Source organism: Paenibacillus sp. FSL W8-1187 (assembly GCF_037965485.1).
Lineage (GTDB): Bacteria > Bacillota > Bacilli > Paenibacillales > Paenibacillaceae > Paenibacillus_O > Paenibacillus_O pasadenensis.
On sequence record NZ_CP150181.1, the window covers coordinates 1,462,192 to 1,489,123 of the forward strand.

18 protein-coding genes are annotated in these 26,932 nt (G+C 66.8%); 10 read left to right on the forward strand and 8 right to left on the reverse strand.

Translation table 11 applies throughout. The features are described 5' to 3' along the window. Positions 1-386: 386 nt before the first annotated feature. The 4 genes from NYE40_RS06315 to NYE40_RS06330 are packed head-to-tail and all read right to left on the reverse strand — an operon-like array spanning position 387 to position 4,490. Positions 387-1,517 (reverse strand): endospore germination permease, encoded by a 1,131-nt coding sequence (locus NYE40_RS06315; protein ID WP_028600401.1) that lies wholly within the window; start codon positions 1,515-1,517, stop codon positions 387-389. Next, positions 1,514-1,726 (reverse strand): hypothetical protein, encoded by a 213-nt coding sequence (locus NYE40_RS06320; protein WP_028600402.1) that lies wholly within the window; start codon positions 1,724-1,726, stop codon positions 1,514-1,516. Before NYE40_RS06320 ends, NYE40_RS06315 begins: the two co-directional genes overlap by 4 nt. 13 nt (positions 1,727-1,739) lie before the next feature. Continuing rightward, on the reverse strand, positions 1,740-2,933 hold the full coding sequence (locus tag NYE40_RS06325; protein ID WP_028600403.1) for a Ger(x)C family spore germination protein: 1,194 nt from the start codon (positions 2,931-2,933) through the stop codon (positions 1,740-1,742). A 15-nt stretch (positions 2,934-2,948) separates the two neighbouring features. After that, entirely contained in the window at positions 2,949-4,490 is a 1,542-nt protein-coding gene (locus tag NYE40_RS06330; RefSeq protein WP_084137555.1) for a spore germination protein, read from the reverse strand. A 1,094-nt stretch (positions 4,491-5,584) separates the two neighbouring features. Here NYE40_RS06330 and NYE40_RS06335 point away from each other — a divergent pair. From NYE40_RS06335 to NYE40_RS06375, 9 genes are all read left to right on the forward strand, one after another. Then, the gene (locus NYE40_RS06335) at positions 5,585-7,969 is read left to right on the forward strand and encodes a peptidase G2 autoproteolytic cleavage domain-containing protein (RefSeq protein WP_339279576.1); all 2,385 of its coding nucleotides are present in this window, start codon (positions 5,585-5,587) and stop codon (positions 7,967-7,969) included. Positions 7,970-8,284: 315 nt separating this feature from the next. Further along, positions 8,285-9,142, forward strand: a complete 858-nt coding sequence (locus tag NYE40_RS06340) for an ABC transporter ATP-binding protein (RefSeq protein ID WP_339280026.1) — start codon at positions 8,285-8,287, stop codon at positions 9,140-9,142. Further along, positions 9,139-10,842, forward strand: coding sequence for a hypothetical protein (locus tag NYE40_RS06345; protein ID WP_339279578.1), 1,704 nt, complete (start codon positions 9,139-9,141; stop codon positions 10,840-10,842). The genes NYE40_RS06340 and NYE40_RS06345 overlap by 4 nt, the downstream gene beginning before the upstream one ends. Positions 10,843-10,951: 109 nt before the next feature. Then, complete coding sequence (nikA, locus tag NYE40_RS06350) at positions 10,952-12,526, forward strand: nickel ABC transporter substrate-binding protein (RefSeq protein WP_339279580.1); 1,575 nt, start codon at positions 10,952-10,954, stop codon at positions 12,524-12,526. A gap of 1 nt (position 12,527) precedes the next feature. Further along, positions 12,528-13,478: a nickel ABC transporter permease gene (gene nikB / locus NYE40_RS06355; protein WP_028600407.1), complete on the forward strand. Its 951-nt coding sequence runs from the start codon at positions 12,528-12,530 to the stop codon at positions 13,476-13,478. Further along, complete coding sequence (gene nikC / locus NYE40_RS06360; protein ID WP_084137557.1) at positions 13,475-14,425, forward strand: nickel transporter permease; 951 nt, start codon at positions 13,475-13,477, stop codon at positions 14,423-14,425. Before nikB ends, nikC begins: the two co-directional genes overlap by 4 nt. After that, positions 14,337-15,170, forward strand: coding sequence for an ABC transporter ATP-binding protein (locus NYE40_RS06365; protein ID WP_052333576.1), 834 nt, complete (start codon positions 14,337-14,339; stop codon positions 15,168-15,170). Before nikC ends, NYE40_RS06365 begins: the two co-directional genes overlap by 89 nt. After that, entirely contained in the window at positions 15,154-15,951 is a 798-nt protein-coding gene (locus tag NYE40_RS06370; RefSeq protein WP_339279582.1) for a dipeptide/oligopeptide/nickel ABC transporter ATP-binding protein, read from the forward strand. Before NYE40_RS06365 ends, NYE40_RS06370 begins: the two co-directional genes overlap by 17 nt. Further along, a complete protein-coding gene (locus tag NYE40_RS06375) occupies positions 15,948-17,327 on the forward strand; it encodes an MFS transporter (protein ID WP_339279584.1) in 1,380 nt (459 codons plus the stop codon). Before NYE40_RS06370 ends, NYE40_RS06375 begins: the two co-directional genes overlap by 4 nt. An 893-nt stretch (positions 17,328-18,220) precedes the next feature. On the opposite strand, the gene NYE40_RS06380 is transcribed toward NYE40_RS06375, so the two are convergent. Both NYE40_RS06380 and NYE40_RS06385 read right to left on the reverse strand, forming a co-directional pair. Then, entirely contained in the window at positions 18,221-19,618 is a 1,398-nt protein-coding gene (locus NYE40_RS06380; RefSeq protein ID WP_052333596.1) for an MATE family efflux transporter, read from the reverse strand. Between the two features lie 670 nt (positions 19,619-20,288). Further along, a complete protein-coding gene (locus NYE40_RS06385) occupies positions 20,289-21,311 on the reverse strand; it encodes a LacI family DNA-binding transcriptional regulator (protein ID WP_028600409.1) in 1,023 nt (340 codons plus the stop codon). A gap of 634 nt (positions 21,312-21,945) precedes the next feature. Between NYE40_RS06385 and NYE40_RS06390 the strand changes: the two genes are divergently transcribed. Then, entirely contained in the window at positions 21,946-22,689 is a 744-nt protein-coding gene (locus tag NYE40_RS06390; RefSeq protein ID WP_084137558.1) for a DUF998 domain-containing protein, read from the forward strand. A 367-nt stretch (positions 22,690-23,056) separates the two neighbouring features. On the opposite strand, the gene NYE40_RS06395 is transcribed toward NYE40_RS06390, so the two are convergent. Further along, positions 23,057-24,835: an alpha-glycosidase gene (locus NYE40_RS06395; protein WP_052333578.1), complete on the reverse strand. Its 1,779-nt coding sequence runs from the start codon at positions 24,833-24,835 to the stop codon at positions 23,057-23,059. Positions 24,836-25,333: 498 nt separating this feature from the next. Continuing rightward, a complete protein-coding gene (locus NYE40_RS06400; RefSeq protein ID WP_028600412.1) occupies positions 25,334-26,779 on the reverse strand; it encodes an FAD-dependent oxidoreductase in 1,446 nt (481 codons plus the stop codon). Positions 26,780-26,932 lie beyond the last annotated feature (153 nt).

Here is a 26,932-nt window from a genome sequence, read left to right on the forward strand (position 1 = left end):
TCAAACTAAAGAAGCGCTCCAATCCACGTTGCATGTGGATTGGAACGCTTTTTTTCGTTTTCTGCTCCCTCCGATCCGAGCCCAGTCCCGTTAAGTCGATTTTATCGAGCTAATGCAGCCGCACGCCCGATTCGGAGCGGGTTAAGTCGATTTTATCGAGTTAGCGCCAGCCCAACGTTCGAGTCGAGGCCAGCGCGAGGTATGCTTGCGCGGCGGCTCTTCGTGCTGACGGTCTGGCTGTCGTGCGAGTCCGCATGGCTGGCAAAGGGGGCGCCTCCGCCCCTGGACCCCGTCTCACCCCGCTCCTGCCCCGCCTCGCTGCCTGTGCGCTCATTCCCTCGCCCGCCCGTTCCCGCCGCGCTTACCCGACTCACCCTGCCCCAGACTCACCCCGCCCTCGGCTGCCGGGCTTCCAATCGCCGCCGCGCCGCCGGGATGGCGAGCAGCAGCAGGAGCAGCAGCGGCCCGCCGAGGTAGAGGATGAGGTCGTAGTACGGAAACTGCGCCTTGATCAGCTCGTTATAGGCGGCGATGTTCGGCACGCTGATCATGCCTCCCGCCAGCATCAGCAGGCAGAGCGGCATGGCGAGGATGCGGTCGTCCTGCAGCCGCGCGATCTCGCTTATCGTTTTTTGCAGCGAAAAGCTGTAGAGCAGCGCCTTGTAGAACACGGTGACGATCCAGAGAAAGGTCAGGAGGGCTTCCAGCCGTTCGAGGAACCGACCGATCTCGATGCGCTGGGCGAGCTGGAACGTCGGATAATGCTTGAGCTCCATCATGCTCGGCCCGAGCACCAGCACGCAGAGCAGCAGGATGAGGAACAGCATGAGCCCGCCTGTCAGGAAGCCCTTGAATATGGCGGAGCGCGCCGCTTTCCGGTCATCCTCCAGGTAAGGCGTCAGCATGAGCAGCACCGCCGACTCCAGGAAGCCGTAGGCGAAGGAGAGAAAAGAGCCCTCGGCGATCTGCGGCATGCCCGCTCCGGCGATCGGCAGCAGCTGATCCGCCTTGATCTGCGGCAGCAGGCACAATGACAGGAACAGGAACATGGCGATGAAGATCGGGTACAGCAGCTCGCTCGTCCGCGCGAACGTCTCGATGCCGTACCGCAGGCCCGCTGCGATGACGATCAGGAAAGCGAGCATGATCGCCTCTGCCGGCGTCTCGCGCATCATCTGCGCGCGCATGAACAGGCTGATCTCGGCCAGCAGCGCCAGCACCATGGCGTAAAACCCGTACGCATAGACGAGCCCGAGCGCGCTGCCCGCGATGCGTCCGAGCAGCGCCGTCCAGGCTCCGACGAAGCTGAGGCGGCCGAGACGGCCGAGCAGGGCGGCATACGCCCAGGCGAGCGCCATGCCGCATGCGATTGCCGCCAGCTGAGACAGCCAGGCGTCCTGATGGGAGATGTTGCCCATCAGGTTGGGCAGGATGAGGATCGAGTCGCCGATCAGGCTGAACACGATCATGATCTTGAACTGGCGCGCGGAGATGCGTCCGTTGCCGATCGGCTTCATCCGGTCTTCCCCCCGCGGAACAGGCTTGTCAGATCGAGCGGATTGGGAAGCGGAACGTGCAGGCCGTGCGCCGCGAAAAGCAGCAGTCCGGCGAGGCCGATGGCTGCGGCCAGGACGAGCTCCTTTTTGCGGCCGCGCCGCAGCAGCTCGCGCCGGTCCAGGGCCGCGGCGGCCGCAAGCCAAAAGCATCCGGTCAGCAGGGCGTACATATTCGCGTTCCTCCTATTCTTTCGGCTTCACGGAATTGCCGATCGTGCCGGTCTTGCGGATGACGACGTCGATATCGAAGACAATGGCGGCCTGGGAGAAGCCGCTGCTGTTCCCATCGTCCCTCGCCCGCTCCCAGTAAGCCGGATGCTTCTTGGCGAGCGCGCTGCCGAAGCCGAGCACGTCCGTCTCGTGCCTCTTGGCCCAGCGGATCGCGGCTTCCGCATTGCTGCGCACGATGTTCTCCGACCGCTTTTCCAAATCGACGAACGTCGCGTCGCGGTTGAAGTCCACCATCGAGCAGGCATTTTCGACGACGTCGCCCTGCGCCCAGATCTTGACGAGGAACTCGGGCTTGCCGTCCCGCAATCGCGGCATGAGGCGCGTGACGGACGACGTCACCTCGATGCCGGTATAGCCGGTCGGCGAGCAGGGCAGCTCGATCGAGGTGCTGTCCAGGTTGTCGGTCAGATCGGTGAAGCCCTTGCTCTCCTTTTCGTTCAGCCAGCCGATCAGCTTGTCGCCCTTGAAGGCGCCGATGCCGCGGTAGTTGTAGGAGGCGGCCGGCCGGAATCCGGTCAGGTTGGAGGGCCTGCCTGCCTGCTTGCGGCTGCCCTCGATCTCGATGCCGGTCAGCACGAGCTGCTGGCCGTCGTCCGACAGCTTGTTGATCATGTCGCTCATCGTGACCGCCACCGTAGGCGCCCAGGAGCGCTCCGACGTGCGCAGCGACTGCTGCATGCTGTAAGTAGGCAGCCGCTCGAGCGGCGTATACAGGTCGAGGATTTCCGCGGCCGTAGCGCCGCGCGCGATGACGACGTTGTAGTCCATGCGCGCCTCGTTGTCCCGCAAAGGGCTGTCGATGACGCTGGCGACGCCGCGGCGCGCGATCTCCTCGCTCAGCACGAACAGCTGCAGATGGCCGAGGTACATGAGGCGGGGCGCTTGCGTCGTCAAGGAGCGCGCCGCCTCGAAGATCGTATTGCCGCGCCCCTGGTACAGCGTGCCGGGAGCCCGGCTCGCGCCTTTGGTTTTGGAAGAGATCTCGCTCGGATTGACGACCTGGAACGACACGAGGTATTGCCCGTCAACCCAATCGATGCCCATGCCCAGCACGACGAGCAGGTCGTTGAGCTCGCGCCGGCTCCAGCAGCCGCTCAGCAGCAGCAGGCAGGACAGCACGAGGCAGATTCGCATTCGTTTCCGCACGGAAAATCACGCTCCTTAATCGTGGCGGCGGTCCCGGTACCGCCTCGCGCCGGCGCGGCGGGACAGCATCGGCTGCAGGAAGCCCGTCCAGCGCGGCGCCCGCGCCAGCGTATCGGCCAGCCCGCGCGTGCGCAGCGGCGCGATCGGGGACATGTAGCTTTCGCCGAACGTCTTCAGCGAGGAGAGATGAAGCAGCAGCAGCAGCAGCGCCAGGATGATGCCGTACAGCCCGAACGACGCGGCGACGGCCATGAACGCGAAGCGCAGCATGCGGATCGGGATCGAGATGCTGTACGAGGGAAGCGTGAAGGTCGCGATCGCCGTCACCGAGACGACGATGACCATCGCGGCCGAGACGATGCCCGCATCGACCGCCGCCTGCCCGATGACAAGCGTGCCGACGACCGACACGGCCTGGCCGATCGGCCGCGGCATGCGCAGCCCCGCCTCGCGCAGGATCTCGAACGTGATCTCCATGACGAGCGCCTCGACGAAGGCGGGAAAAGGAACGCCCTCGCGCTGCGCCATCAGGCTGAACAACAGCGTGAACGGCAGCATGTCGCGGTGGAACGTCGTAATCGCGATGTAGATCGACGGCAGCAGCAGCGCGATGAACAGGCCGAGCAGGCGCAGCATCCGCAGCAGGCTGGAGTAAAGCGCGGCCTGATAGTAGTCCTCCGCCGACTGCATGAACGTGAAGAACGGGGCCGGCGCGATCAACGCGTCCGGCGAGCCGTCCACGAGGATGGCGATCTTGCCTTCCATCAGCTCGCCCGCGACGCTGTCGGGGAGCTCGGTGTTTTTTATCGTAGGAAAAAAAGAGCGCCGGTCGTCCGCGATCAGCTCTTCCACGTAGCCGCTGTCCAGCACGCCGTCGATATCGATCGCCTGCAGCCGGGAGCGGGCCTCTTCCACGACCGAAGGCTTGGCCAGCCCCTGGATGTAGATGAGGCATACCTCGGTCTTGGTCATGCGCCCGAGCTGCATCGACTCCATCCACAGGCGAGGGTCCTTGATCTTGCGCCGCAGCAGCGCCGTGTTGACCCGCATCGTCTCCGTGAAGCTCTCCCGCGGACCGCGGATCGCGGTCTGGTTGGGCGACTCGGCGATTTCGCGGCTCTTCCACTTCGCATTGGAAGCCGCAAAGGCGAGCTCGCTGCCGTCCAGCACGAGAATCGCGCTGCCGCTCAGCAGCCGCTCATAAAGCGCCGCCATGTCGGGGACCGGATCGCCGCTGCCGATCGTGCCGAGCAGCCGCAGCGCGGCGGAAGCGACGGCCGCTGCCGGAGGGGCGAGCCCGTCCTCCTCCGCTCCGGCCGCCTGCAGCACGTCGGAGATGTAGCGGTCGGCCGTCTCCTCATCGGATATGCCGTCGATGTAGACGAGCGCGGCGGGAGGCGACGGAGCGGCGGGATCGCCGAACCGTCGGATGACGAGATCGCCGCTCCCGCCCATGTCCTGGCGGATCGTCTCGAGCAGCCGGCCGGCATCGGGATCGAGCGGCAGCGGCTGCAGCATGCCCGGCTCCGTGCCTTCCCAGCTGAATGTCGGTTTCATCCATGACCGCCGCCTTTTTACGCGTTTCCGTCCAGGCAGCGTTGCGGCCTGGTCTGTGAGAAGTGTGCCCAGCCGCGAGGGCCATTATCCAAAATCCGGCAGCGGCCCGGACCGTTCGAGCCGCCGCCAAAAGGGATGCTGGGAGCGGCCGTGTCTGACTAGGCGCGTTGCGGCGAGGCGTTTCGGGGCTTCCAGGGCCCTAGTTCGCCTCCACCGGGGCGGGCGGCTCAGCAGCGGGGCTCGGACGAGCGTCCCGGCGGGGGAGATGCGCGGAAAAACCGAGTAACTGGGGTTCGAGGAGGGCCCCGGCGAGGGAGATGCGCGGAAAAACCGAGCAACTGGGGTTCGAGGAGGGCCCCGGCGGGGGAAATGCGCGGAAAAACCGAGTAACTGGGGTTCGAGGAGGGCCCCGGAGGGGGAGATACGCGGAAAAACCGAGTAACTGGGGTTCAAGGAGCGTCCCGGCGGGGGAGATGCGCGGAAAAACCGAGCAACTGGGGTTCGAGGAGGGCCCCGGCGGGGGAGATGCGCGGAAAAACCGAGCAACTGGGGTTCGAGGAGGGCCCCGGCGGGGGAGATGCGCGGAAAAACCGAGCAACTGGGGTTCAAGGAGGGCCCCGGCGAGGGAGATGCGCGGAAAAACCGAGTAACTGGGGTTCGAGGAGGGCTACCAGTAGGCAATAAGGGATGCGCTGCAGCCCGAAGAAATCGGGTTGCAGCCGCCTGGAGGCGCGAAGCAGAAGCTGCAGCCCGAAAAAATCGGGTTGCAGCCGCCTGGAGGCGCGAAGCAGAAGCTGCAGCCCGAAAAAATCGGGTTGCAGTCGCCTGGAGGCGCGAAGCAGAAGCTGCAGCCCGAAAAAATCGGGTTGCAGTCGCCTGGAGGCGCGAAGCAGAAGCTGCAGCCCGAAAAAATCGGGTTGCAGCCGCCTGGAGGCGCGGAGCGGAGCGAGGACTGCATTCATTCGGGCGCAAGCGAGGGAGCGTGCTGCGGCATCGCTTCCTTTTTACGTCATTTTTCGTCCCCTCGGACGCTGACTCGCATAAGATGCAACAATTCACTTGCGGCTACACGCTGAGGAAGGATGGAGACGAATATGGACGGGCAATGCAACCGCCAGGCAATAGGACCGTGCTCGGATGCTGGCGGAGCGGACACGACGGCGAGCGGACCGGCGTCGCACGCGGAGGGAAGCGAGACGGTCGCTTCTGGAAGCGCGGCGCATGCGGAGGGGTACCGGACAAATGCGGCCGGAGACAGCTCCCACGCCGAAGGCTCGACGACGGTCGCAGCCGGCTCCGCCTCGCATGCGGAAGGATTCACGACCGAAGCGCTGTCGGACGCCGCCCATGCGGAGGGCAGCTATGCGACCGCATCCGGCGAAGCCTCGCACGCGGAGGGCTCGCGCACGCTGGCGGCGGGCGACGTGTCCCATGCGGAGGGGAGCGGTACGGAAGCGCTCGGGACGGCGGCGCACGCGGAGGGCTACCAGACGACGGCCGCCGCAGACAGCTCGCACGCGGAAGGCTCGGGAACGACGGCGTCGGGCTCCGCCTCGCATGCGGAAGGCTACCGGACGGCGGCCTCTCTGGATGCGGCGCACGCGGAGGGCTCGGGAACGACGGCGTCCGGCCCGTCTTCGCACGCGGAGGGCTCCGGAACGACGGCGAGCGGCCCGGCCGCTCATGCCGAGGGGGAATCGAGCTCGGCGGAAGGCGAATCGTCGCATGCCGAAGGCACCGGCACGCGGTCGATCGGCGCCGCCTCGCACGCCGAAGGCTCCGGCACGAGGGCAGCCGGCGACCAAGCCCATTCGGAAGGCCTTGGCACGGAAGCATCCGGCCTTGCCTCGCACGCCGAGGGACGGTCGACGGACGCGTTCGGCCCTTACGCGCATGCGGAAGGAGCCAGCACAGAGGCGAGCGGCGAAAGCTCGCATGCGGAAGGCGCGGCCACGCTCGCCAGCGGCACGACGGCGCATGCGGAAGGCTCGAATACGGTCGCCTCGGGCAATTTCTCCCACGCCGAAGGCTATCAGACGACCGCGTCCGGCACGTACGCCCATGCGGAGGGCTCGCTGACGGCGGCGACCGCCTTCAACTCCCACGCGGAGGGCTACGAGACGCAGGCGTCCGGCTACGCCGCCCATGCGGAGGGCAACGCGACGATCGCTTCCGGCAACGACTCGCATGCGGAAGGCGCCGCGACGACGGCCAGCGCCTTCGCCGCCCACGCGGAGGGCAACACGACCGTCGCCTCCGGCGGCAACTCGCATGCGGAAGGCAACGCGACGCTTGCCCAAGGCACCAATTCCCATGCCGAAGGCTCGACGGGGCGGGCGCTCGGCATCAACTCGCATGCGGAAGGCTTCAACGGGGAGGCGAGCGGCGACAATTCGCATGCGGAAGGCGCGGATACGATCGCCTCCGGCACATCCGCCCACTCGGAAGGATCGCTCACGACCGCTTCCGGCAACTTCTCGCATGCGGAAGGCTACCAGACGCAGGCGCTGGACAACTACGCGCATGCGGAAGGCTCGCTGACGGTGGCGAGCGCGTTCAACACGCATGCGGAGGGCTATCAGACGACCGCATCCGGCTATGCCTCCCACGCGGAAGGCAGCGGCTCCTCCGCCACGGCCAGCTACGCCCATGCCGAAGGACTGACGACGGAAGCCTCGGGCTACGGCTCCCACGCCGAAGGCGTTTCGACGGTCGCTTCCGGCAGCCGCGCCCATGCCGAGGGCGGCAATACGACCGCCAGCGGCAACTATACGCATGCCGAAGGCTTGCAGACGACGGCCGACCAGGCCGGCTCCCACATCATGGGCCGCTACGGCACGACGCTCTATCCGTACTCCTGGCATGTCGCCAACGGCACGTCGGCGGCCAATCCCGGCCTCGCGGCCGTCCTGCAGGGCTCGACGGGCAACATGTACATCGACGGCTCTTATTTCAGCGGCGGGGCCGACTATGCGGAGCTGTACGAGACGGTCGACGGAGCCCCGATCGAGCCGGGCTATTTCGTCACGCTGGAGGGCGAGCAGATCCGTCCGGCCGAGGCGGCCGACGGCTACGTGCTCGGCGTCACGAGCGCCGTGCCGACGCTCGTCGGCGACGCCGCCGAGCTGCGCAGCCCGGATGCCTACCTGCGCGACGAGTGGGGGCGGATCGTGCTGGAGACAGTGACGATCCCGGCCGAACTCGCTCCGGACGGCACCGTCATCGCGCCGGCCTATGCGGTCGAGCAGCCGGTCGTCGACCCGGTTTACGATCCGACCGTTCCGTTCGTGCCCCGGCGCCTGCTGCCGGGCTGGGCGCCGGTCGGCCTGATCGGCAAGCTGCTCGTGCGCGACGACGGCAGCTGCGCGCCGAACGGCTACTGCCTGCCGGGCAGCGGAGGCGTCGCCACGACCGCCGCGAACGGCTACCGCGTGCTGAGCCGCACCGGCCCGAACCAGATCCGCATCCAGATGAAATAGCGGCTCCGCCTCCGGCGCCTCGCCCGCGATGCGGCTCGTCATGCTGACGAGCGGCTTCGCGGGAGGGACGCTTTTTTCGCGCGCGGCCCTGCTTCCCGCGATGCAGCTCCAACTTCCATCCCCCGGACATCGCCTAATCTGGTAGAATGAGGGATATGCATTTATCCGAAAGGTGGTATCCGCTTGTCTTCCTTCGACACTCATCCTACGAACTCATCCTCCGTCCAGGACGGCCGGCAAAACCGCTCTCAGCCGCCCCACGGCTCCGCGCGCCAGCCTCATGACTCCGCTCCCCTGTCCGGCGATTCCGCCCCGCTGTCCGGCGTTGCCGCCCAGCCGCTCGACGAGTCCGCGCAGCCGGTCATCCGCGTGCGGAACCTGCGCAAATGGTACGGCAGCAAGCAGGTGCTGAAGGGCATCGACCTGGAGGCGTACCCCGGCCAGATCATCGGCTACATCGGCCCGAACGGAGCGGGCAAAAGCACGACCCAGAAGCTGCTGCTCGGCCTCGAGCAAGGCTATGACGGCTATATCGAGGTGCTCGGCCAGGACATCTCGTACGGCAGCTACGAGTACAAGTCCCGCATCGGCTATGTGCCGGAGACGGCCGAGATCTACGACATGCTGACCGCCCGCGAGTATCTCGCGTTCAGCGGCCAGCTGTACGGCTTGCCGCGCGAGGCGGCCGAGCGCAAGGGCGAGCGGCTGCTCGCGCTGTTCGGGCTGGAGGAGATGGTCGACCGCCGGATCGATTCCTTTTCCAAAGGCATGCGCCAAAAAGTGATGCTGTCCGCCGCCGTGCTGCACGATCCCGACGTCATCTTCCTGGACGAGCCGCTCAGCGGCCTCGACGCCGGCAGCGTCGCCGTCGTCAAGGAAATCCTCACGCGGCTGGCCGCGCGGGGCAAGGCGATCTTCTACTCGTCGCACATCATGGACGTCGTCGAGAAGATCAGCAGCCGCATCGTCCTGCTCCACGACGGCCAGGTGGCGGCGGACGGCAGCTTCGCCGAGCTGCAGGCCCGCAGCGAGGAGGGCAGCCTCGAGCGGATCTTCAACCGGATGACGGGCTTCGACGAGCAGGAGGCGATCGCCGAGCAGTTCTGCAGCACGATCGCGATGACGCCGGAGCAGCTCGCCGCAGAAGCGTCCGAGGAGACGAAGTGGCTATGAAGGAGTTCCTCTCGATCCGCCTGCTCGACCGCTTCCGCGGCGCTTTCACCCGCGCGGGCTATGACTTCCCGGCGCTGCGCGTCATCCTGCAGGCCAAGCTGACGATGGGCCGGCGGCGGCCGACCGGCCTGATGAACGCGTTCAGCGGGACCAGGAAGACGGAGGGAGACGAGCTGCGCAGCTCGTTCTTCTCCTCGCTCTGGATCTACGTCGGCATCAGCCTGTTCCTCGTCCCGATGGCGGTTTTCCTCGAGCAGCCGATCCTGCGCATGGGAATGCTGTCCGCGGTCCAGATGCTGCTGCTCTCGTCGCTGCTGCTGTCCGACTTCTCCACCACGCTGCTCGACACGCGGGACCGGACGATCCTCGGCGTACGGCCGGTCTCGCCCAAGACGGCGGGCATGGCGCGGCTGCTCCACGCCGCCGTCTATCTGGGCTGGACGGTCTCGGCGCTGACGGCGCTGCCGCTGCTGGCGGTGCTGCTGGCGCACGGCCCGGCATCCGCGGCCGTCTATGCGGTCCACGCGGCGCTGCAGGCGGCGCTGCTGATGAGCCTGACGGCAGCCGTCTACTACGGAGTGCTGAGGCTGTGGGACGGCGAGCGGCTGAAAGACATGATCAACTACGTGCAGATTTTCCTCGCGGCCGTCGTGCTCGGCGGCAGCCAGCTCGCCGTCCGGCTGTTCAACTTCAGCCTGGCCGAGCAGGCGCTGCAGGCGCAGTGGTGGTGGACGCTCGTGCCGCCGCTCTGGTTCGCCGCTCCGCACGGGCTGATCGACGGGCAGGGAGGCGGCTGGCTGATCGCCTGTACCGTCCTGTCCGTGGCCGCGCCGCTGCTCGGCCTGCTGCTCTACCTCCGGCTGCTGCCGTCGTTCGAGCGCAGCCTGCACAAGCTGGCGTCCAAGGACGCCCCGGACCGTCCGCGGCAGCGCCGGCGCCGCATGCCGATGGCATCGCGGCTCGGCCGCCTGCTGCTGCGGGACCCGCGCGAGCGGGCGCTGCTCGACTTCTCTCTGGCGTCGCTGTCGCGGGAGCGGGACTTCAAGCTCAAGGTGTACCCGAGCCTCGGCTACGCCGTCATCATCCCGGTGCTGTTCGTGCTGCCGACGCTGTCCAGCAACGAATTCCGCACGGACGAGCTGAGTCCGAATTGGAGCCTGGCGCTGTACGGCACCGGCTTGGCGGTGCCGATGCTGCTCTTGATGCTCCGCTTTTCGAGCCGGCCGCTGGCGGCATGGATCTTCCACGCCGCTCCGGGCCTGCGCGAAGGGCAGGTGCACCGGGCCGCGGCCGCCGCCGTGCTGCTGAGGCTTGGGCTGCCTGCGCTCGCCGTGCCGACGCTGCTGTTCCTGGCCTTCTTCGGCACGGCGATCCTGCCGCATCTGGCCGGACTGATTCCGGCGCTGTCGATCTTCGCCGTCATCGGCTACCGCGTCATTCCGCGGCGGCTGCCGTTCGCCGAGCCCTTTCCGACCGGCAACAACGTCGGCGGGGCGGGGCACACGTTCCTGCTGATGTTCCTGCTGCTCGGCCTAAGCCTGCTCCATGTGCTGATCGCCAATCTTGCGGGTCCGGTCGGCTTATGGCTCTACGCCGTCCTGCTGCTGGCGGGACAGCATTTCAGCTGGAAATACGGCTTCCGGGAAGGAGCGGCGGTAAAGAAAGCTCCCGCCAATGGAAATCCGACCTTCCGCGCATAGGCGGAAGGTCTTTTTTCTTTTTTCATCCGATAGGATTGACCGATCGAATTCCTCATGATAGTTTTATTCAGTAATTATTACTATCAGAAACGGATAAGGTGAATTCATCATGGCGCTTACAGCATGGAAGAAATGGAAGAAATACGCGCTGGCAACGGCGATCTCGGCAAGCATGATCGTGTCGGCGGGCTGCTCCGGAGGCGCGTCCGCGCCGAAAGCGGGCGATCAGGATCGGACGGCGGCCGAAGCCGCGGCGTCGAAGCGGGCCGTCGTGCTCTTTCACGTCAAGAGCAGCACGCTGGACCCCGCCGACAACATCATCACGGTCAAAGCGGGAATCGCGGAAACGCTCACGCGGCTGGATGCGGATCTCGGCGTCAAGCCATGGCTCGCGGCCAGCTGGACCGCCGTCGACGCGTCGCGCTGGGAGTTCCTCATTCGCGACAACGTGACGTTCCAGGACGGCTCTCCGCTGACCGCGGAGGCGGTCAAGGCTTCGCTGGAAAGGACGATGGCCCGCAACGAGTCGATGAAGCTCGCCCTGAAGATCCGCTCGATGACGGCGGACGGCCAGAAGCTTGCGGTGGAGACGCTCGAGCCGCATCCTGCGCTCGCGTCGGAGCTGCTGAATCCCCATACGGCGATCATCCAGGTGAAGGAGGAGGCTTCCATCGCCTCGGCTCCGGTCGGCACAGGCCCGTTCCGCGTCGCGAGCTTCGCGCAGGACGCCCGCATCGAGCTGGAGCGGCATGACGGCTATTGGGACGGCGCCGCCAAGCTGGAGCAGGTGTCCTTCCGGTTCAACGAGGACGGCAACGTGCGGGCGCTGGCTCTCCAGTCCGGCGAGGCGGATATCGCGACGCAGCTGCCGGCGGAATCGGTCGAGGCGATCCGGCTGAACCCCAAGCTCAAGGTGGAGTCGGAGCCCGGGCTGCGCGTGCACTTCCTGCTGTTCAATCCGCAAGGGGAAGCGACCGGCGACCTGCGCGTGCGGCAGGCGTTCGACGTCCTGCTCGATCGCCGCAGCATCGTCGAGGACATCATGCTCGGACATGCCGCTCCTGCGAACGGCCCGTTCAATGACCGGCTGCCGTTCGGGAGAACCGCGGCGGCGGCGGAGCAGGACCTCGACAAGGCGAAGCAGCTGCTGGAGCAGGCCGGATACGCGCCGGATGCGAGCGGCAGCCTCGTCAAGGACGGCAAGAAGCTTACGCTCAAGCTGCTGACCTACAAGGCGCGCCCGGAGCTGCCGCTGATCGCGCAGCTGCTCCAATCGGACGCGGCCAAGATCGGCATCGCGATCGACATCCGGACCGTGGAGAACATCGACGACACAATCCGCCAAAATCGCGACTGGGATCTGGTCACCTACAGCAATCTGTCCGCTCCGCGCGGAGACGGCGGCTTTTTCCTGAATTCGGCGCTGATGCCGGGAGGCTCTCTGAATGCGGCGGACATCCGGATCGACGAGCTGACGGACGTCATGAAGACGCTGAACGCGACGAGCGAGGCCGAACGGCGCATCGCCCTGACCCGCGAGGCGGTCGACATCGCCATGAGCCGGACGCCGCACGCCTATGCCGTCTATCCGAACCTGATCGTCGGCCTGAACGAGCGCATCGTCGGCTGGCGCACCGACCCGTCCGAATATACGATCCTGACGAACGAACTGGACGTGAGCTGAAATGCTGGCTCTGGTACGGGCCAGGCTGCTGCAGCTGCTCCTCGTCCTGTTCTTCATGTCCATCCTCATCTTCGGCCTGATGAAGCTGGCGCCCGGCGATCCGGTATTCGCGCTGCTGAAGGCGGATGAGGTCAAGACGACGATGGCGGACGAGCAGGCGCTGCGCGAGTCCCTCGGGCTGGACAAGCCGATGCTCGTCCAGTACGGGCAGTGGCTGGCCCGCGTGGCCCGGCTGGATTTCGGAGACTCCCTCATGCGCCATCGGCCGGTGCTGGAGCTGTATGTGGAAAAGCTGCCGGCGACGGTCGAGCTGGCTCTCGGAGGCATGGCGTTCATGCTCGCCCTGGCCGTGCCGGCCGGCCTGCTCGCCGCCCGCTTTCCAGGAAGGCTGCCGGATCATGCCGGACGGGCGTTCTCGCTGCTCGGCGCGTCGATTCCGGTCTTCTGGATCGGGCTGCTGCTCATCTATCTGTTCGCCTACCGGCTCCAATGGCTGCCCTTCATGGGAAGAGGAGAGGACTGGCGGCAGCTGATCCTGCCCTCCGTCACGCTCGGCTTCGGCCTGTCGGCCGTCCATGCGAGCCTGCTGCGGAGCGGCATGCTCGCCAGCCTCTCCCAGCCGTACATCCGCGCCGCCCGTGCGCGCGGCATCCGGGAGAGCACCATTTATGGCAAGTATGCGCTTCGCGGCGCGATTGCTCCGGTGCTCACCGTATTCGGGATGACGCTGGGCAGCCTGCTCGCGGGATCCGTCGTCGTCGAGACGCTGTTCTCCTGGCCCGGCATCGGGCTGATGGCCGTGGAGGCGATCTTTCAGCGCGACTATCCGCTCGTGCAGGGCTTCCTGTTCCTGTCGGGCGCGCTGATCGTGCTCGTGAATCTGGCGGTCGACCTGCTGTACGGCTGGATCGATCCGCGGGTGCGGCTGAGCGGCAAGGGGGGACGGCGATGAAAGCGGTCATAAGCATCGGAGCGGCCGCGCTCCGCAGGCTGGCCAGCCGTCCATGGGGGATCGCGGGACTGGCGGTCGGGGCGGTGCTGGCCGTCCTGGCCTTTTTCGGATCGGCTCTCGCCCCTCACGACCCGCTGACCGTCCGCATGGACCTGCGGCTGCTGCCGTCCAGCTGGACCTATCCGCTCGGCACGGACGCCCTGGGGCGCTGCCTGCTGTCGCGGCTGCTCGTCGGCGCGCAGACGACGCTCGGACTGGCGGGACTGGTCATCGTCGCAGTCCTCCTCATCGGCGTGCCGCTCGGCCTGCTCGCCGGCTATGCCGGCGGGCGCGTCGACGCCTTCCTCATGCGCATCGTGGACGGACTGAGCACGCTGCCGGATTTCCTGCTCGTCATCGCGATCTCCGGCTTCCTGGGGCCGAGCCAGGTCCATCTGATCGTGGCGATCGTCGCCATCAACTGGATCGGCTACGCGCGGATCGTCCGGGGCGTCGTGCTGTCCGAGCGGGAAAAGGACTACGTCGCGGCGGCAATCGTCTCCGGCTGCAAGCCGGCGGCGCTGCTGCGGCGCCATCTGCTGCCGTCCGTGCTGTCGCCGGTGCTCGTCTACGCCGCGCTCGACATCGGCAAGACGATTCTGGTCGTCTCCTCGCTGTCGTTTCTCGGCCTCGGCGCGCAGCCGCCCTCCCCGGAGTGGGGAGCGATGCTGAACGACGGCCGGGCGTATTTCCAGACGGCTCCGCAGCTGATGGTCTATCCGGGGCTGGCAATCATGCTGGTCGTCATCGCCTTCAATCTGATGGGCGAGGGACTGCGGTCCAGGCTGGACCAACGATATTCGGAAAGGAGGTCCTTCGATGACGGAAGCAGCGGCTCCAATCGTCTCGCTGGCCGGACTATGCATCGGCGACGGACGGGAAAACCTCGTGAAGGGAATCGATCTTGAGATCGCTCCCGGAGAACGGCTTGCCCTTGTCGGCGAAAGCGGCAGCGGCAAGAGCCTGACGGCGAGCGCGATCCTCGGCCTGCTCCCGGCTCCGCTGCGCGTGACGGCCGGCACTGTCCGCTTCCAAGGAACGGATCTCGCCGGGCTGTCCCGCAAGGAGAGGAGAAAAGGGCTGGGAGCCCGGATCGGCTGCGTGTTCCAGGATTACCGCGGCAGCTTCTCGCCGTACCATACGGTCGGCAGCCAGCTGGCCGAGGCGCTGCGGACCGCCCGCCCGATGAAGAGGAAGGAAGCGAAGCAAATGGCGCTGGATAGCCTGGAGCAGGTCGGCCTGCCCGCCGAGCGCGCCTATGCCAGCTATTCGTTCCAGCTGAGCGGGGGCCAGCTGCAGCGCGCCGCGCTCGCGTGCGTGCTGCTGCTGCGGCCGGAGCTGCTGATCGCGGACGAGCCGACGACGGCGCTCGACATCGTGTCGGGCCGCAGCGTCATGCAGCTGATGCTTGACATCCAGCGCCAGACCGGATGCGGCATCCTGCTCATTTCCCATGATCTGAACCTGGTGCTCGACTGGGCCGACCGGGCTGCGGTCATGAGGAAGGGGCGGCTCGTGGAGGAGGGGCCGTGCGACGTCCTCCGGACTTCCGCGAGCCATCCCTATACGCAGGAGCTGCTGGCGGCTTGTCCGTCGCTCGATGACGCGCTGCACCGCCACGAAGGAGGCCATGTCCATGAAGCCCATTGTTGAAGCGGCTTCGCTGGTCAAGACGTACCGCTCGGGCCGCAGCTCCGTGCAGGCGCTGCGAGGCGTATCCTTGTCGATCGCGCCGGGCGAATGCCTCGGCGTCGTCGGGGAGAGCGGCAGCGGCAAAAGCACGGTCGCGCGCCTGCTGCTCGCCTTGGACAAGCCCGACAGCGGCGAGATCGTGCTGAACGGCGTTCCGCTCACGGGACTGAAGGGAGAGAAGCTGCGCCAGATGCGCCGGCATGTCCAGGCGGTCTTCCAGGACCCGGCCTCCGCCTTCAACGAAAGGCTGCCGATCTGGCGCTCGGTCATCGAGCCGCTCGACTGCTTTCCGGATGCGGAGCCGCCGTTCGGCGCGGGCCGGGCGGGCTCGCGCAAAGAGCTGGCGGCGCTGCTGCTGGAGCAGGCCGGCCTCGATTCCGGCTATGCGGATCGCTATCCGCAGGAGCTGAGCGGGGGGCAGCGGCAGCGGGCGGCGATCGCGCGCGGCATCGCCATCGGTCCGTCGCTGCTCGTCTGCGACGAGCCGACGTCCAGCCTGGACGTGACGCTGCAGAAGAAGGTGCTGCGGCTGCTGAAGCAGCTGCAGCGGGAGCTCGGGATGTCGATCCTATTCATCTCCCATGACATCGCCGCAGCCGCTTCGATCAGCGATCGGCTGCTCGTCATGAAGGACGGCCTGGCCGTCGACGAGTTCCCGGTGCGGGACATCCGTCTCGCGGGCCGCCATCCCTACACGAGGCAGCTCGTATCGGCGGTCCACGGCGAGGAGGCGTTTACGTGAGCGCGGGCCGCCTTCATCCTTCATCGCCGGGCTTCCTGCGCCTGTACGGGCTCGCGTTCCTGTTCTTCTCCGCCAACTCGGTGCTGACAGTGATGCTGCCGCTGCTCAGCTCGCAGGAAGGCTTCGGCGAGGCGGAGATCGGGCTCATGATGGGGAGCTATATGCTGACGTGCATGCTGCTGCGGCCGCTGGCCGGACAGCTGATCGGCCGGCATGGCCCGCTTGCGGTCATGCGCTGGCTGCTGGCGGCCCATGCCGTCTCGTTGGCGCTGTACGCGGTCGCCGGCGCGGAGCAGTTCACAGGGCTGCGGATCGTCCAGGGCGCGGTGACGGCTTTCTTCTCGATGACGATGCAGACCGGCATCGTCGAAGGACTCGAGGAGCGCGACCGGGCGCAGGGACTGTCCCTGTATACGCTGTCCACGATGGTGCCCTCGCTCATCGGGCCGATCGTGGCCGTGGAGCTGTGGCAGAACGGGGACCGGCTGCTGCTCGCGGCCGTCCTGCTGGCGCTCGCCCTGCTGCCGCTGCTGCTCGGACTCGGAGCGCCGCTGGCGCGCCGCGGAGCGGCGGACCGCTCGTATACGCTGCTCGACCTCGGGCGCTCGCTGCGGCAGGTCCGCGGCAGCCGGCCGCTGCAGGCCAGCATGGCGGTCATGCTGTGCGCGTCCTTTGGATTCGGAGCGACGGCGACGTTCCTGCCGCTGTCGATGATGAAAGACGGCAGCGGGCACGCCGGACTGTATCTGATGCTGCAGGGGGCGGTCGTCGTCGCTTGCCGCTTCGTGCTGCGCAAGCGCATTCCGTCCGACGGAAGCTGGAGCGGGCCGCTCGTCTCGGGGCTCATGCTGTGCGCGGCCGCAGGCTTCGCGATGCTGGCGCTGTCCGGCTCGCTCGGCGGCTGGGTCTATGTCTCCGCCCTGTTCGGCGGGCTGGCCATGGCCCTCCTGTACCCAACGCTCGTCACCTATCTCTCGTTCGCGCTGCCCGGTCCGTCCAAGTACGTGCTTCTGGGCCTGTTCCTCAGCTCCTACGACCTCGGCTTCTCGCTCGGCGGCCTCGGGATGGGATGGCTCGTGCAGGCTTCTTCCTACTCGACGATGTATGCGGCATGCGCGCTGATCTCGCTTGTCGGATGCGCCGCCGCGCTTCGGCATGGCGGCGCGCGCGAGAGAGGCGCCGCCGGGTCCGCGGGCGACAGAGGCGCTGCCGGGTCCGCGGGCGAGAGAGGCGTTGATGGGTCTGCGGGCTCGGGCGCGTCCGAGAGAGGCGTTGCCGCGTCTGCGCCGGAGAGAGGCGCAGACGGGTCCGCGGGCGAGAGAGGCGCTGCCGCGGACGCAGCGGCTTCCGGCGACGGGCATCCGCCTGTCCGGTGAGCGGGAGGGAGCTTGGCCTGAACGAAAAAGAGGGTGTCCCGAAAGCCTTGGCTTAGGGACACCCTCTTTTAAATGGGTTAAACACCTCTGATAAGATGCAGGTACCACCCCGACATCGGCCAGAATGGAAGATCTTTGTGTGCATCCAACATACCATGGACCCGCTTGCCCTGCCCATGGATTTGTCCGAGGACATCCCCGAAAGCCGTCTCGTTTGTGTCGTGAATGCGGCTGTGGACCGCATGAGCGACAAGATTTTGCCGAGACAGCTGCATGAATAGGATGTTCTAGCGAACCGCCTTGGCGATCTACCGGGAGGAGTAGACGCCGGCCGAGAACCGGGCCAACCAAGGCAGAAATATGCCTTGGATTCGGCATGCCGGCCGGGAACAGGGCCAACCAAGGCAGAAATATGCCTTGGATCCGGCCCGCCGGCCGGGAACCGGGCCAACCAAGGCAGAAATATGCCTTGGATCCGGTCCGTCGACCGGGAACCGGGCGAACCAAGGCAGAAATGTGCCTTGGATCCGGCCCGCCGGCCGGGAGCCGGGCGAACCAAGGCAGAAATGTGCCTTGGATCCGGCTTGCCGGCCGGGAACCGGGCGAACCAAGGCAGAAATATGCCTTGGATCCGGCCCGTCGGCCGGGAACCGGGCCAACCAAGGCAGACATGTGCCTTGGAACCGGCCCGCCGGCCGGGAGCCGGGCCAACCAAGGCAGAATTGTGCCTTGGATCCGGCCCGCCGGCCGGGAGCCGGGCGAACCAAGGCAGAAATGTGCCTTGGATCCGGCGGGCCGGCCGGGAGCCGGGCGAACCAAGGCAGAAATATGCCTTGGATCCGGCCCGCCGGCCCGTCTGCGGTGCAGCCCGCCGGCCGGCCAGCCTCCTCGCGTCAGCTTTCCTTTTCTGCGGAGTCGCCTGCGGCTGCCCCGGCCGGCCGCAGCGCCATCGGGCGCTGCACGATCCACAGCCGGATCGCGAAGCCGATCGTCGCGAACGTCAGGCCGGCGGTGATGCCGACCCAGAAGCCGTAGGGACCGAGGCCGGTCCAGGCGGCAAGCGCATAGCCGAGCGGGATGCCGATCAGCCAGTAGGAGACGAAGGCGACGATGAACGGCACCTTGACGTCCTTGTAGCCGCGCAGCGCTCCTTGCAGCGCCGCCTGTGAGGAGTCGGACAGCTGGAAGACGAGCGCGAACAGCAGGAACGTCACCATCAGCGAGGCGACCTCGGGGTCGTTCGTATAGAACGAGGCGATGGCCGGGCGGATAAAGTAGAGGGCTGCGGCCGCCGTCACCATCAGTCCGACCGCCGTCGTCACGCCGAGCAGGGCGTACTGCCGCGCATGGCGAGCGCGTCCCGCGCCGGCCTCGTAGGCGACGAGGATCGTCAGCGCCATGCTGATGCTCAGCGGCACCATGAACAGCAGCGACGAGAAGTTGAGCGTCGCCTGGTGGGCGGCGATATACGTCGTGCTGAACATTCCGCCCATGAGCAGCGTCACGACGGCGAAGATGCTCGCCTCGAAAAACGTCGACAGCCCCATCGGAACGCCGATGCCGAGCAGCTCCTTCCAGCTGCGCCAGGACGGCGCGTACCAGCGCCGGAACAGCCGATGGGGGCGCAGCGCCTCCGTGCGGAACGTCAGCCAGACCGAGACGCCGAAGATGAACCAGTACGTAATGCCGGTCGCGTAGCCGGAGCCGACGCCGCCGAGGCGCGGCATGCCGAGCTCGCCGAAGATGAGGCCGTAGTTGAGCAGGGCGTTCAGCGGCAGCGACGCGAGCAGCAGCGCCATCGTCATGCGGGTATAGCCCTGGGCTTCCCAGAAATACCGCAGCACATAGCTGCCGAAGAGAGGAATGAAGCCGATGGCGAGGCCGCCTAAATACTGCTTGGCGATGCGGTGCACCTCGTCGTCGAGCCCCATCAGCGACAGCGCGGGCTCGACGGCCAGCGAGCCGCCGATCAGGATGATCAGCGACATGAGCAGCGACAAGTAAAGCGCCTGCACGACCGGACGGGAGATCCCGTCCTTCTCGCCGCGGCCGATCATCTGGCCGATGATCGGCGTCACCGCCAGCAGGATGGCGTTCATCCCCGTCATGATCGGCATGAACAGGCTGGAGCCGACGGCGACTCCAGCGAGGTCGTTCGTGCCGGCGCGTCCGGACATCATCGTGTCGAGCACGCTCATCGCGGTGTAGCTCACCTGGGTGATGACGATCGGACCGAGAATCGTAAGGAACAGCAGCAGCTTCCCGCGCAGCGCGGGTTCGTGGCGAAGCATGATGAATACCCTCCAGCCGAGCATCGTTTTTCCAGCGGGCTTTCGGATCGTGGGAAGCCGGGGAAGTGTCTCGCTCCAAGAAATAAAAGAAGACCTGCCCCGCCAGGGGACAGATCAGTCTAGTGTATCATATTCCGTCAAGCAGGAGCAGGGGACAAAAGCCTCCAGGCCTAGTGCCGCGCTTCCAAAAAGGAACGCGGCGCTCGAACGCGATCCGCTCGCCCGCTGGCGCTGCCGTTGGCTCCTCGATGGCCCGCCGCCGCTGGCGCTGTCGAACGGCTCCGCTCAGCTCTGCCCGCTGCCGTTGGTGCTCCGCTCCGCCTGTCGTCGCTGGCGATTCGCTCTGCCCGCTGGCGCTGCCGTTGGTGCTCCGCTCGGCCCGCTGTCGACGGCTCCGCTCGGCCCGCTGGCGCCGCCGAACCGCTTTGCTCCGCCTCGCTGGCGCTGTCGACGGCTCCGCTCGGCCCGCTGGCGCCGCCGAACCGCTTTGCTCCGCCTCGCTGGCGCTGGCGATCCGCTCATCTTTGCTCCGCCACTAGCGATTCGCTCAACTCCGCCCGCAGCCGCTGTCGACGGCTCCGCTCGGCCCACTGGCGCCGCCGAACCGCTTTGCTTCGCCCGCTGGCGCTGGCGATCCGCTGCCGCTCCGCCCGCAGCCGATGCGCTCCGCTCAGCTCCGCGAAGGCTGCGAGGATTCGCGCGGGATGAGCCGATGCGGCACGATGACCCGCCGCTGCTCGATCGCCTCGCCCTTGATCGACTTCAGCAGCAGTCCGGCCGCCTGCAGGCCGAGCTGGTAGACGCCGATGTCGACGGAGCTGATCGGCGGCGTGCTGACCGGCGACATCGGATTGTCGTTGAAGCCGAAGACGGCCATGTCGCCCGGCACGCTGTAGCCGAGCTCGGAGAGCGTGCCGAGCAAGGTGAACGCGAGCAGGTCGTCCATGACGACGAGCGCGGTCGGCCGCTCCGGCCGTTCCATCAGAGCCCGCACGGCGGCCGTGCTGTCGGCGCGGATCCGATCGGCGCTGACGAGCCAGCTCGGATCGGGCTGGATGCCCGACTCGTCCAGCGCCTTGCGGTAGCCCTCGTAGCGGTCGGCGGAGACGACGAGGTCGAGCGGGCCGCTGGCGTAGCCGATGCGGCGATGACCCAGCTCCAACAGGTGCCGCGTCACGTCGTAGGCGCCCTGCACGTTGTCGTTGTCGACGGTCAGGATGTCCGGCCGCTCTGGGTCGCGCCCGATGAGCACGAACGGAAACTTCTCCTGCTGCAAATAGCGGATGACCGTATCGTCGCGCCGCGACTGAAGCAGGATGATGCCGTCCACCCGCCGGCCCTTGGCCAGACGTGTTACCGCTTCCAGCTCTTCCTGCTCGGAACGGCCCGTCTTCAGCAGGAGGTCGTAGCCGGCCCGTGTCGCCTGGCTCAGGATGCCGCGGGTGACGTCGGAGAAGAAAATATCGAGAAAGGCCTCGTCGGCGTTGCGCGGGAGCAGCAGGCCGATCGTCATCGTCGTGCGTGAAACGAGGTTTTTGGCCATCAAGTTCGGATGATAGCCGAGCTCTTCCATTACGGCCTTCACCTTCTCCGTCGTAGCGGCGCTGATGCGCGTGCTGCCGGAGATGACGCGCGAGACGGTCGAGGGAGAGACGCCGGCTTTTTTGGCGACATCGATTATCGTTACGTTCATCGGTTACAGTCCTCTGCTTATGCGGATGGCAGGCTGGGGGCGCCTGATGGAAACTATGAAAATTGTAAGCTTCGCTGCAAACAAAAGCAAGACGGCGGCGCGGCTCCCGGGCGTTCTGCGAAGGACTGCTGTCGAGGCCGGGGACCAGGTGCGGTAATCGCTTCCACAGGCTGGCTCTGCTCAAGCGGAGCGGGGAGGCGGGTCCTGCGGACGCAAGTCTTGCAGGAGGCCTTGCAGATGGCCTTGCAGGCGGTCCTTGCAGACGGCCTTGCAGGAGGCCTTGCAGACGGCCTTGCAGGAGGCCTTGCAGACGGCCTTGCAGGCGGTCCTTGCAGGCGGTCCTTGCAGGCGGTCCTTGCAGGCGGTCCTTGCAGGCGGTCCTTGCAGACGGTCCTTGCAGGCGGTCCTTGCAGACGGTCCTTGCAGGCGGTCCTTGCAGACGGCCTTGCAGGCGATCCTTGCGGACGGCCTTGCAGGCGGTCCTAACAGACGGAAGCAGGCACGCCTGCACCCGCGAATTCGTCACGCCGCTTCGGAGCAAGCCGAATCTCTTTTTTTGCCGGGTGTCGATTTCCTCCTCGCTCCTTCGTCGTCCAGTCAGAAGGCCAAACAGACCGAGAGAGGATGAAGGAGCATGCAACGAATCGATAGACGGAAAGCAAGCGTGGAAGCCGGATCGACGAATACCCTTAGAGGAAGCCGGGAAAATCGCTTGGAGCCCGGCCTCGGCCGAAGCTTGGAAGCCGCCCCGAAAGGAGGGGGGCTGCTGCTCGCCGGCGCGATGTCCGCGCCGCTGTTTTTCGCCGTGGCGATCGTCCTGATGCTCGTCCGGGAAGGATTCGACATCCGCAAGCACGCCATCAGCACGCTGACGCTGGGGGAGCTCGGATGGATCCAGAGCGCCGCCTTCGTCGCGGCCGGATGCTTGGCGCTGCTCGGCTCCATCGGCATCCGCCAGGCGCTGCGCGGCGGCGCGGGAAGCGTGGCAGGCCCGCTGCTCATCGCCGTCTACGGCATCGGCATGGCCTGCGCGGGGCTGTTCCGGCCCGACCCGGGCATGAGCTTCCCTCCCGGCGCTCCGGCAGGCATGCCGGCGACGATGAGCGTTTCCGCCGCCGTCCATTCCGGCGCCTTCTTCGCGGCCTTCCTGGCGCTCGTCGCGGCGTGCTTCGTGCTGGCCCGCCGCTTCGGGCGGACCGGAGAGCGCGGCTGGAAAGCCTACAGCATCGCGACAGGACTCCTCGCTCCGATCCTGATCGCCGCCGGCTCCAGCCCGGGCAGCTGGATCGGCGTCGCCATGGGGGCGGCCGGCCTGCTCGCATTCGGATGGCTGTCGCTGCTGTCGCTGCGCTTGCGCGCAGACCGCCATTCGGCTTGATCGGCCGCCGGCCGTTCGAGACGAAAAGAAGGCCGCTGCGCCGATGCTTCAAGCATCGGGCAGCAGCCTTTCGTCCGCGAGCCCGTGTCCGACCCGAACCTGCGGTCCGCGAGCCCGTGTCCGACCCGAACCTGCGGTCCGCGAGCCCGTGTCCGACCCGCACCTGCGCCCGCGAGCCCGAGGCCGACCCGCACCTGCGCCCGCGAGCCCGAGGCCGACCCGAACCTGCGCCCGCGAGCCCGAGGCCGACCCGCACCTGCGCCCGCGAGCCCGAGGCCGACCCGAACCCGGCGCCCTCAAGCCCGCGCTTCGCGGACCCGGGGCCCGCGAGCCGGCCGCCGGCACAGCCGTCCCGGCTGTCCCCGCTCTAGCGGCCGGAAGGGAAGCCGCCGGCGCTGATCGCGGAAGCCGCGCGCAGCAGCAGGAAGCCGCCTGGCGCCAGCTCGACGCTCAGCTTGCCGCCTTTCGCCCGCAGCTCGCCGCCGCCGAGCAGGTCGCTCCACGCCGCCTGATGGACGTCGAGCTGCACGGAAGCCGCTTTCGCGCCCGGATTGACCGCGATCAGGAAATGCTCCTGCTCGTCCTTGCGCTCGAGCACGAGCAGGCTCCCGCCCTCGGCCGCGTGCAGGAAGCCGAGCTTGCCGGTGCGCAGCGCCCGATGCTCCTTGCGGAGGGAGATGACCCGCTGGAAGAAGCCCAGCAGCTCCCGGTCCTGCTTGCTCTCGTCCCACTCCATGCACTTGCGGCAGTCCGGGTCGCCCGCGCCGTCAAGGCCGATCTCGTCTCCATAATAGACGCATGGCGCGCCGGGGAAGACGAACTGCAGCAGCGTCGCCAGCTTCATGCGCTCCTTGTCGCCGCCGCACAGCGTCAGCAGGCGCTCGGTGTCGTGGCTGCCGAGCAGGTTGAAGGCGACCTCGTTGGCCGAGTCGGGATAGCTCGCCATCAGCTCGCCGATCTTGTCCGCGAAGCGGTCGGCGCCGATGATGCCCTTGCCCGCGTAGTCGATGACCAGATGGGTGAACGGATAGTTCATGACCGCGTCGAACTGGTCGCCGCCGAGCCATGGCAGCGCGTCGTGGAACATCTCGCCGAGGATATAGGCGTCGGGGTTGACGTCCTTGACCGTCCGGCGGAACTCCCGCCAGAACGCCATGTCGACCTCGTTGGCGACGTCCAGGCGCCAGCCGTCGATGCCCATTTCCTCGATCCAGTAGCGGGCGACGCCGAGCAGGTAGTCCTTGACCTCCGGATTCTCCGTATTGAGCTTCGGCATGAGCGGCTCGAAGGCGAACGTCTCATACGTCGGCCGCCCGTCCTTCACCTGGATCGGCCATTCCATCACATGGAACCAGTCGGCGTACTTGGAGTCCTTCCCTTTTTCGCGCACGTCGCGGAACGGCTCGAACTCCTTGCCGCTATGGTTGAACACGGCGTCGAGCATGACCCGGATGCCGCGCTCGTGGCAGGCGTCGACGAGACGCTTCAGCAGCGCGTTGTCGCCGAAGTGGGCGTCGACCTTCATGTAGTCGGACGTGTCGTACTTGTGGTTGGTCGTCGCCTGGAACAGCGGGTTGAAATAGATCGCGTTCACGCCGAGCTCCTGCAAATGGTCGAGATGGTCGATGACGCCCTGCAGGTCGCCGCCGAAGAAGTTTTTCGGAGTCGGCTTGCCGCCCCAAGGCTCCACGCCCTCGGGATCGTTGGATGGATCGCCGTTCGCGAAGCGCTCCGGGAAGATCTGGTAGAACACCGCTTCCTTGACCCAGTCCGGCGGGGAGAAGACGTCGGCGCCGTTCAGGTACGGGAAGTCGAACATCTTGTCCGGATCGGACGGCTCGTCCTCGCGGAAGCCCTTCTCCTCGAAATAAAGCGTCTCGCCCGCGGAGCGCAGCTCGAACCCGTACTTCATGCGGCGCAGCGAAGGCTGCACGGCCGCCTGCCAGTAGTCGAACCGCTCGTCGGAGGGCAGCTTGGCCATGAACGTCTTTTCGAGCGTGCGCTCCCAGGCGTACTTGTCGCCGTGGATGAGGACGACCTCGTCCAGGTCGTCCTTCTTGGTGCGCAGCCGGATGTGCAGCGTCGCCTTGTCGTAGGCGTAGGCCCAGTTTCCGCGCGGGCGGTGGTAGATCGCTTCGAGATTCATGGTGATTCCTCCTCATCGGATATGGAGTCGGCGCGGCAGCCGCGCGGAGAGCGCGTCAGAAATAGAAAAGGCACAACCAGGCGGCGGCCGCGCGAGGTTGTACCCGGATGGCTGGGGTAGCATTGCCTTTGACTTCTGGGATCATTATAAAGGCAAGTCCCGCACTTTGGCAAGCGTTTGCACAACTTGTATTTCCGCTCTTTCCGATCCTGGGTCCAAGCAGGGCGTTTCGTTTTGGACCGCCGCCGCCGGCGAGCAAAAAAGGACGCATCGGAATGCGTCCTTTAATGAAAGCTTGAAGCGGATGGCGAAGGGCTGGCGCCCGATCCGCAGGGAGGCGGAAGAGACGGCGATTCTCGCTGGAGCACGGCAAGTCCGGCATCCTCCGGGGCCGCTGCGGATTCGCCGGCACTGGCGCTCGGCTGGAAGGAGATCGATTTCACGGCATCCGGTCCACGCCCGGAGCACAGCGGCGAGGAATGAAGCGCCGCAAGTCCGTCAGGCGCTCGCGCGGCGCTCCGGCTTCGGCTCCGCTGCAGCCTGCTCCTTCGCTGCGGCCTGCTCCGCCCCGGCCTGCTCCTCCGCCGCTTGCCGGCGAAGCGCCTCGGCGCGCTGCTTTTCGGCCGCGAGGCCGGCCTGGTTGAGCAGGTTCCACGGGTGGTTGTAGTGCGGCTGGAAGAAGAAGTCCACATAGGCCAGATCCTCGGTCGTCATGCGGTTGTGGATGCATACCGACAGCGTGTTGGCGGCCTGGGTCAGATCGGCCCTCGACAGGATCTGGGCGCCGAGCAGGCGTCCCGTCCCCCGCTCGTACACGAGCTTGAGCAGCGCCTCCTCGGCATCCGGCATGAAGTCCGGGCGATGCGACTCGCGCAGCGTCACGGCTGCGGCGTCGAGGCCGGCCGCCTCGGCCGCGGCCTCGGTCATGCCGGTCGAGGCGATGTTCAGGTCGAACAGCTTGATCGCCGACGTGCCCTGCGTGCCGCGGTACTTGACCTTCGGCTCGACGAGGTTCCGTCCGGCGAGCGTGCCCATGCGCACGGCATTCGTCGCGAGCGGGATGTACGCCTGCTGGCCGGTCGGGTTGTAGCGCACCGCGCAGCTGTCGCCGGCGGCGAGCACGTCGGGATCGCTCGTGCGCATGTACTCGTCGACGAGCAGCGCTCCGTTGTCCAGCATGTCGAGCTGGCCCTTCACGAGCTCGGTGCCGGGGCGGAAGCCGATGCACAGCACGACGAGGTCGGCTTCGTGCTCGCCCTTGTCGGTGACGACCTTGGCGACGCGGCCGTCCCGGCCCTCGAAGCGGCTCACCCTCTCGCCGAGCGCCGTGCGGATGCCGCGGCCGGCGAGCGCTTCCTCGGCGGCGTCGGTGAACTCGGCGTCCAGGTACTTGGCCATGACGCGGTCCATGTTGTCGAGCAGCGTCACCTCCTTGCCGAGATCGCTGAACGCCTCCGCCAGCTCAATGCCGATGTAGCCGGCGCCGATGACGGCGACCTTGCGGGCCGCTCCGGCGCGGGCGATGATCTCTTTGGCGTGGAAAAAGTTTTTGCACAGCTGCACGTTGTCCAGCCGGATGCCTTCCATGTCCGGAACGACGGGCCACGAGCCGGTCGTCACGACGAGCTTGTCGTAGCTGTCCTCGAACTCCTCGTTCGTCTCCAGGCTGCGGACGCGGAGCGTCTTGGCGGCCGTATCGATCCGCAGCACCTCATGGCGCATCCGCGTGTCGACGCCGAGGCGGGCGAGCTGCTCGGGGCTGCTGTAGAACAGTCCCTCGGGGTCCTTGACGACGCCGCCGACATGCAGGGCGATGCCGCACGACAGGAACGAGATGTTGTCGTTGCGCTCATAGACGGTGATGCGGGCTTCGGGATGCTCGGCCGCGATGGCTTTGACGGCGGCGGTTCCGGCGTGCGTGCATCCGATGACGGCGATTTTCATAAAGGTATTCCTCCTTGAGGGATGTAGGTCGATCGCGTGGCTTGCTTCTTGCGGCTTGCTTCTTGCTGCCGCCGCTGCTTGCAGGAGCTGCGCTTCGCTCATTATGTGAAATTAATCACAATGTTGGGCGAAAGGGAGACGATCCTGCTTCCC

What these genes read in the sequence shown, in the direction of transcription:
- nikB (WP_028600407.1), top strand. Translation starts at nt 12,528, where the DNA reads ATGCTGGCTCTGGTACGGGCCAGGCTGCTGCAGCTGCTCCTCGTCCTG.
- NYE40_RS06315 (WP_028600401.1), bottom strand. Translation starts at nt 1,517, where the DNA reads ATGAAGCCGATCGGCAACGGACGCATCTCCGCGCGCCAGTTCAAGATC.
- NYE40_RS06345 (WP_339279578.1), top strand. Translation starts at nt 9,139, where the DNA reads ATGAAGGAGTTCCTCTCGATCCGCCTGCTCGACCGCTTCCGCGGCGCT.
- NYE40_RS06365 (WP_052333576.1), top strand. Translation starts at nt 14,337, where the DNA reads ATGACGGAAGCAGCGGCTCCAATCGTCTCGCTGGCCGGACTATGCATC.
- NYE40_RS06390 (WP_084137558.1), top strand. Translation starts at nt 21,946, where the DNA reads ATGCAACGAATCGATAGACGGAAAGCAAGCGTGGAAGCCGGATCGACG.
- NYE40_RS06320 (WP_028600402.1), bottom strand. Translation starts at nt 1,726, where the DNA reads ATGTACGCCCTGCTGACCGGATGCTTTTGGCTTGCGGCCGCCGCGGCC.
- NYE40_RS06385 (WP_028600409.1), bottom strand. Translation starts at nt 21,311, where the DNA reads ATGAACGTAACGATAATCGATGTCGCCAAAAAAGCCGGCGTCTCTCCC.
- NYE40_RS06335 (WP_339279576.1), top strand. Translation starts at nt 5,585, where the DNA reads ATGGACGGGCAATGCAACCGCCAGGCAATAGGACCGTGCTCGGATGCT.
- nikA (WP_339279580.1), top strand. Translation starts at nt 10,952, where the DNA reads ATGGCGCTTACAGCATGGAAGAAATGGAAGAAATACGCGCTGGCAACG.
- NYE40_RS06395 (WP_052333578.1), bottom strand. Translation starts at nt 24,835, where the DNA reads ATGAATCTCGAAGCGATCTACCACCGCCCGCGCGGAAACTGGGCCTAC.
- nikC (WP_084137557.1), top strand. Translation starts at nt 13,475, where the DNA reads ATGAAAGCGGTCATAAGCATCGGAGCGGCCGCGCTCCGCAGGCTGGCC.
- NYE40_RS06330 (WP_084137555.1), bottom strand. Translation starts at nt 4,490, where the DNA reads ATGAAACCGACATTCAGCTGGGAAGGCACGGAGCCGGGCATGCTGCAG.
- NYE40_RS06400 (WP_028600412.1), bottom strand. Translation starts at nt 26,779, where the DNA reads ATGAAAATCGCCGTCATCGGATGCACGCACGCCGGAACCGCCGCCGTC.
- NYE40_RS06380 (WP_052333596.1), bottom strand. Translation starts at nt 19,618, where the DNA reads ATGCTTCGCCACGAACCCGCGCTGCGCGGGAAGCTGCTGCTGTTCCTT.
- NYE40_RS06370 (WP_339279582.1), top strand. Translation starts at nt 15,154, where the DNA reads ATGAAGCCCATTGTTGAAGCGGCTTCGCTGGTCAAGACGTACCGCTCG.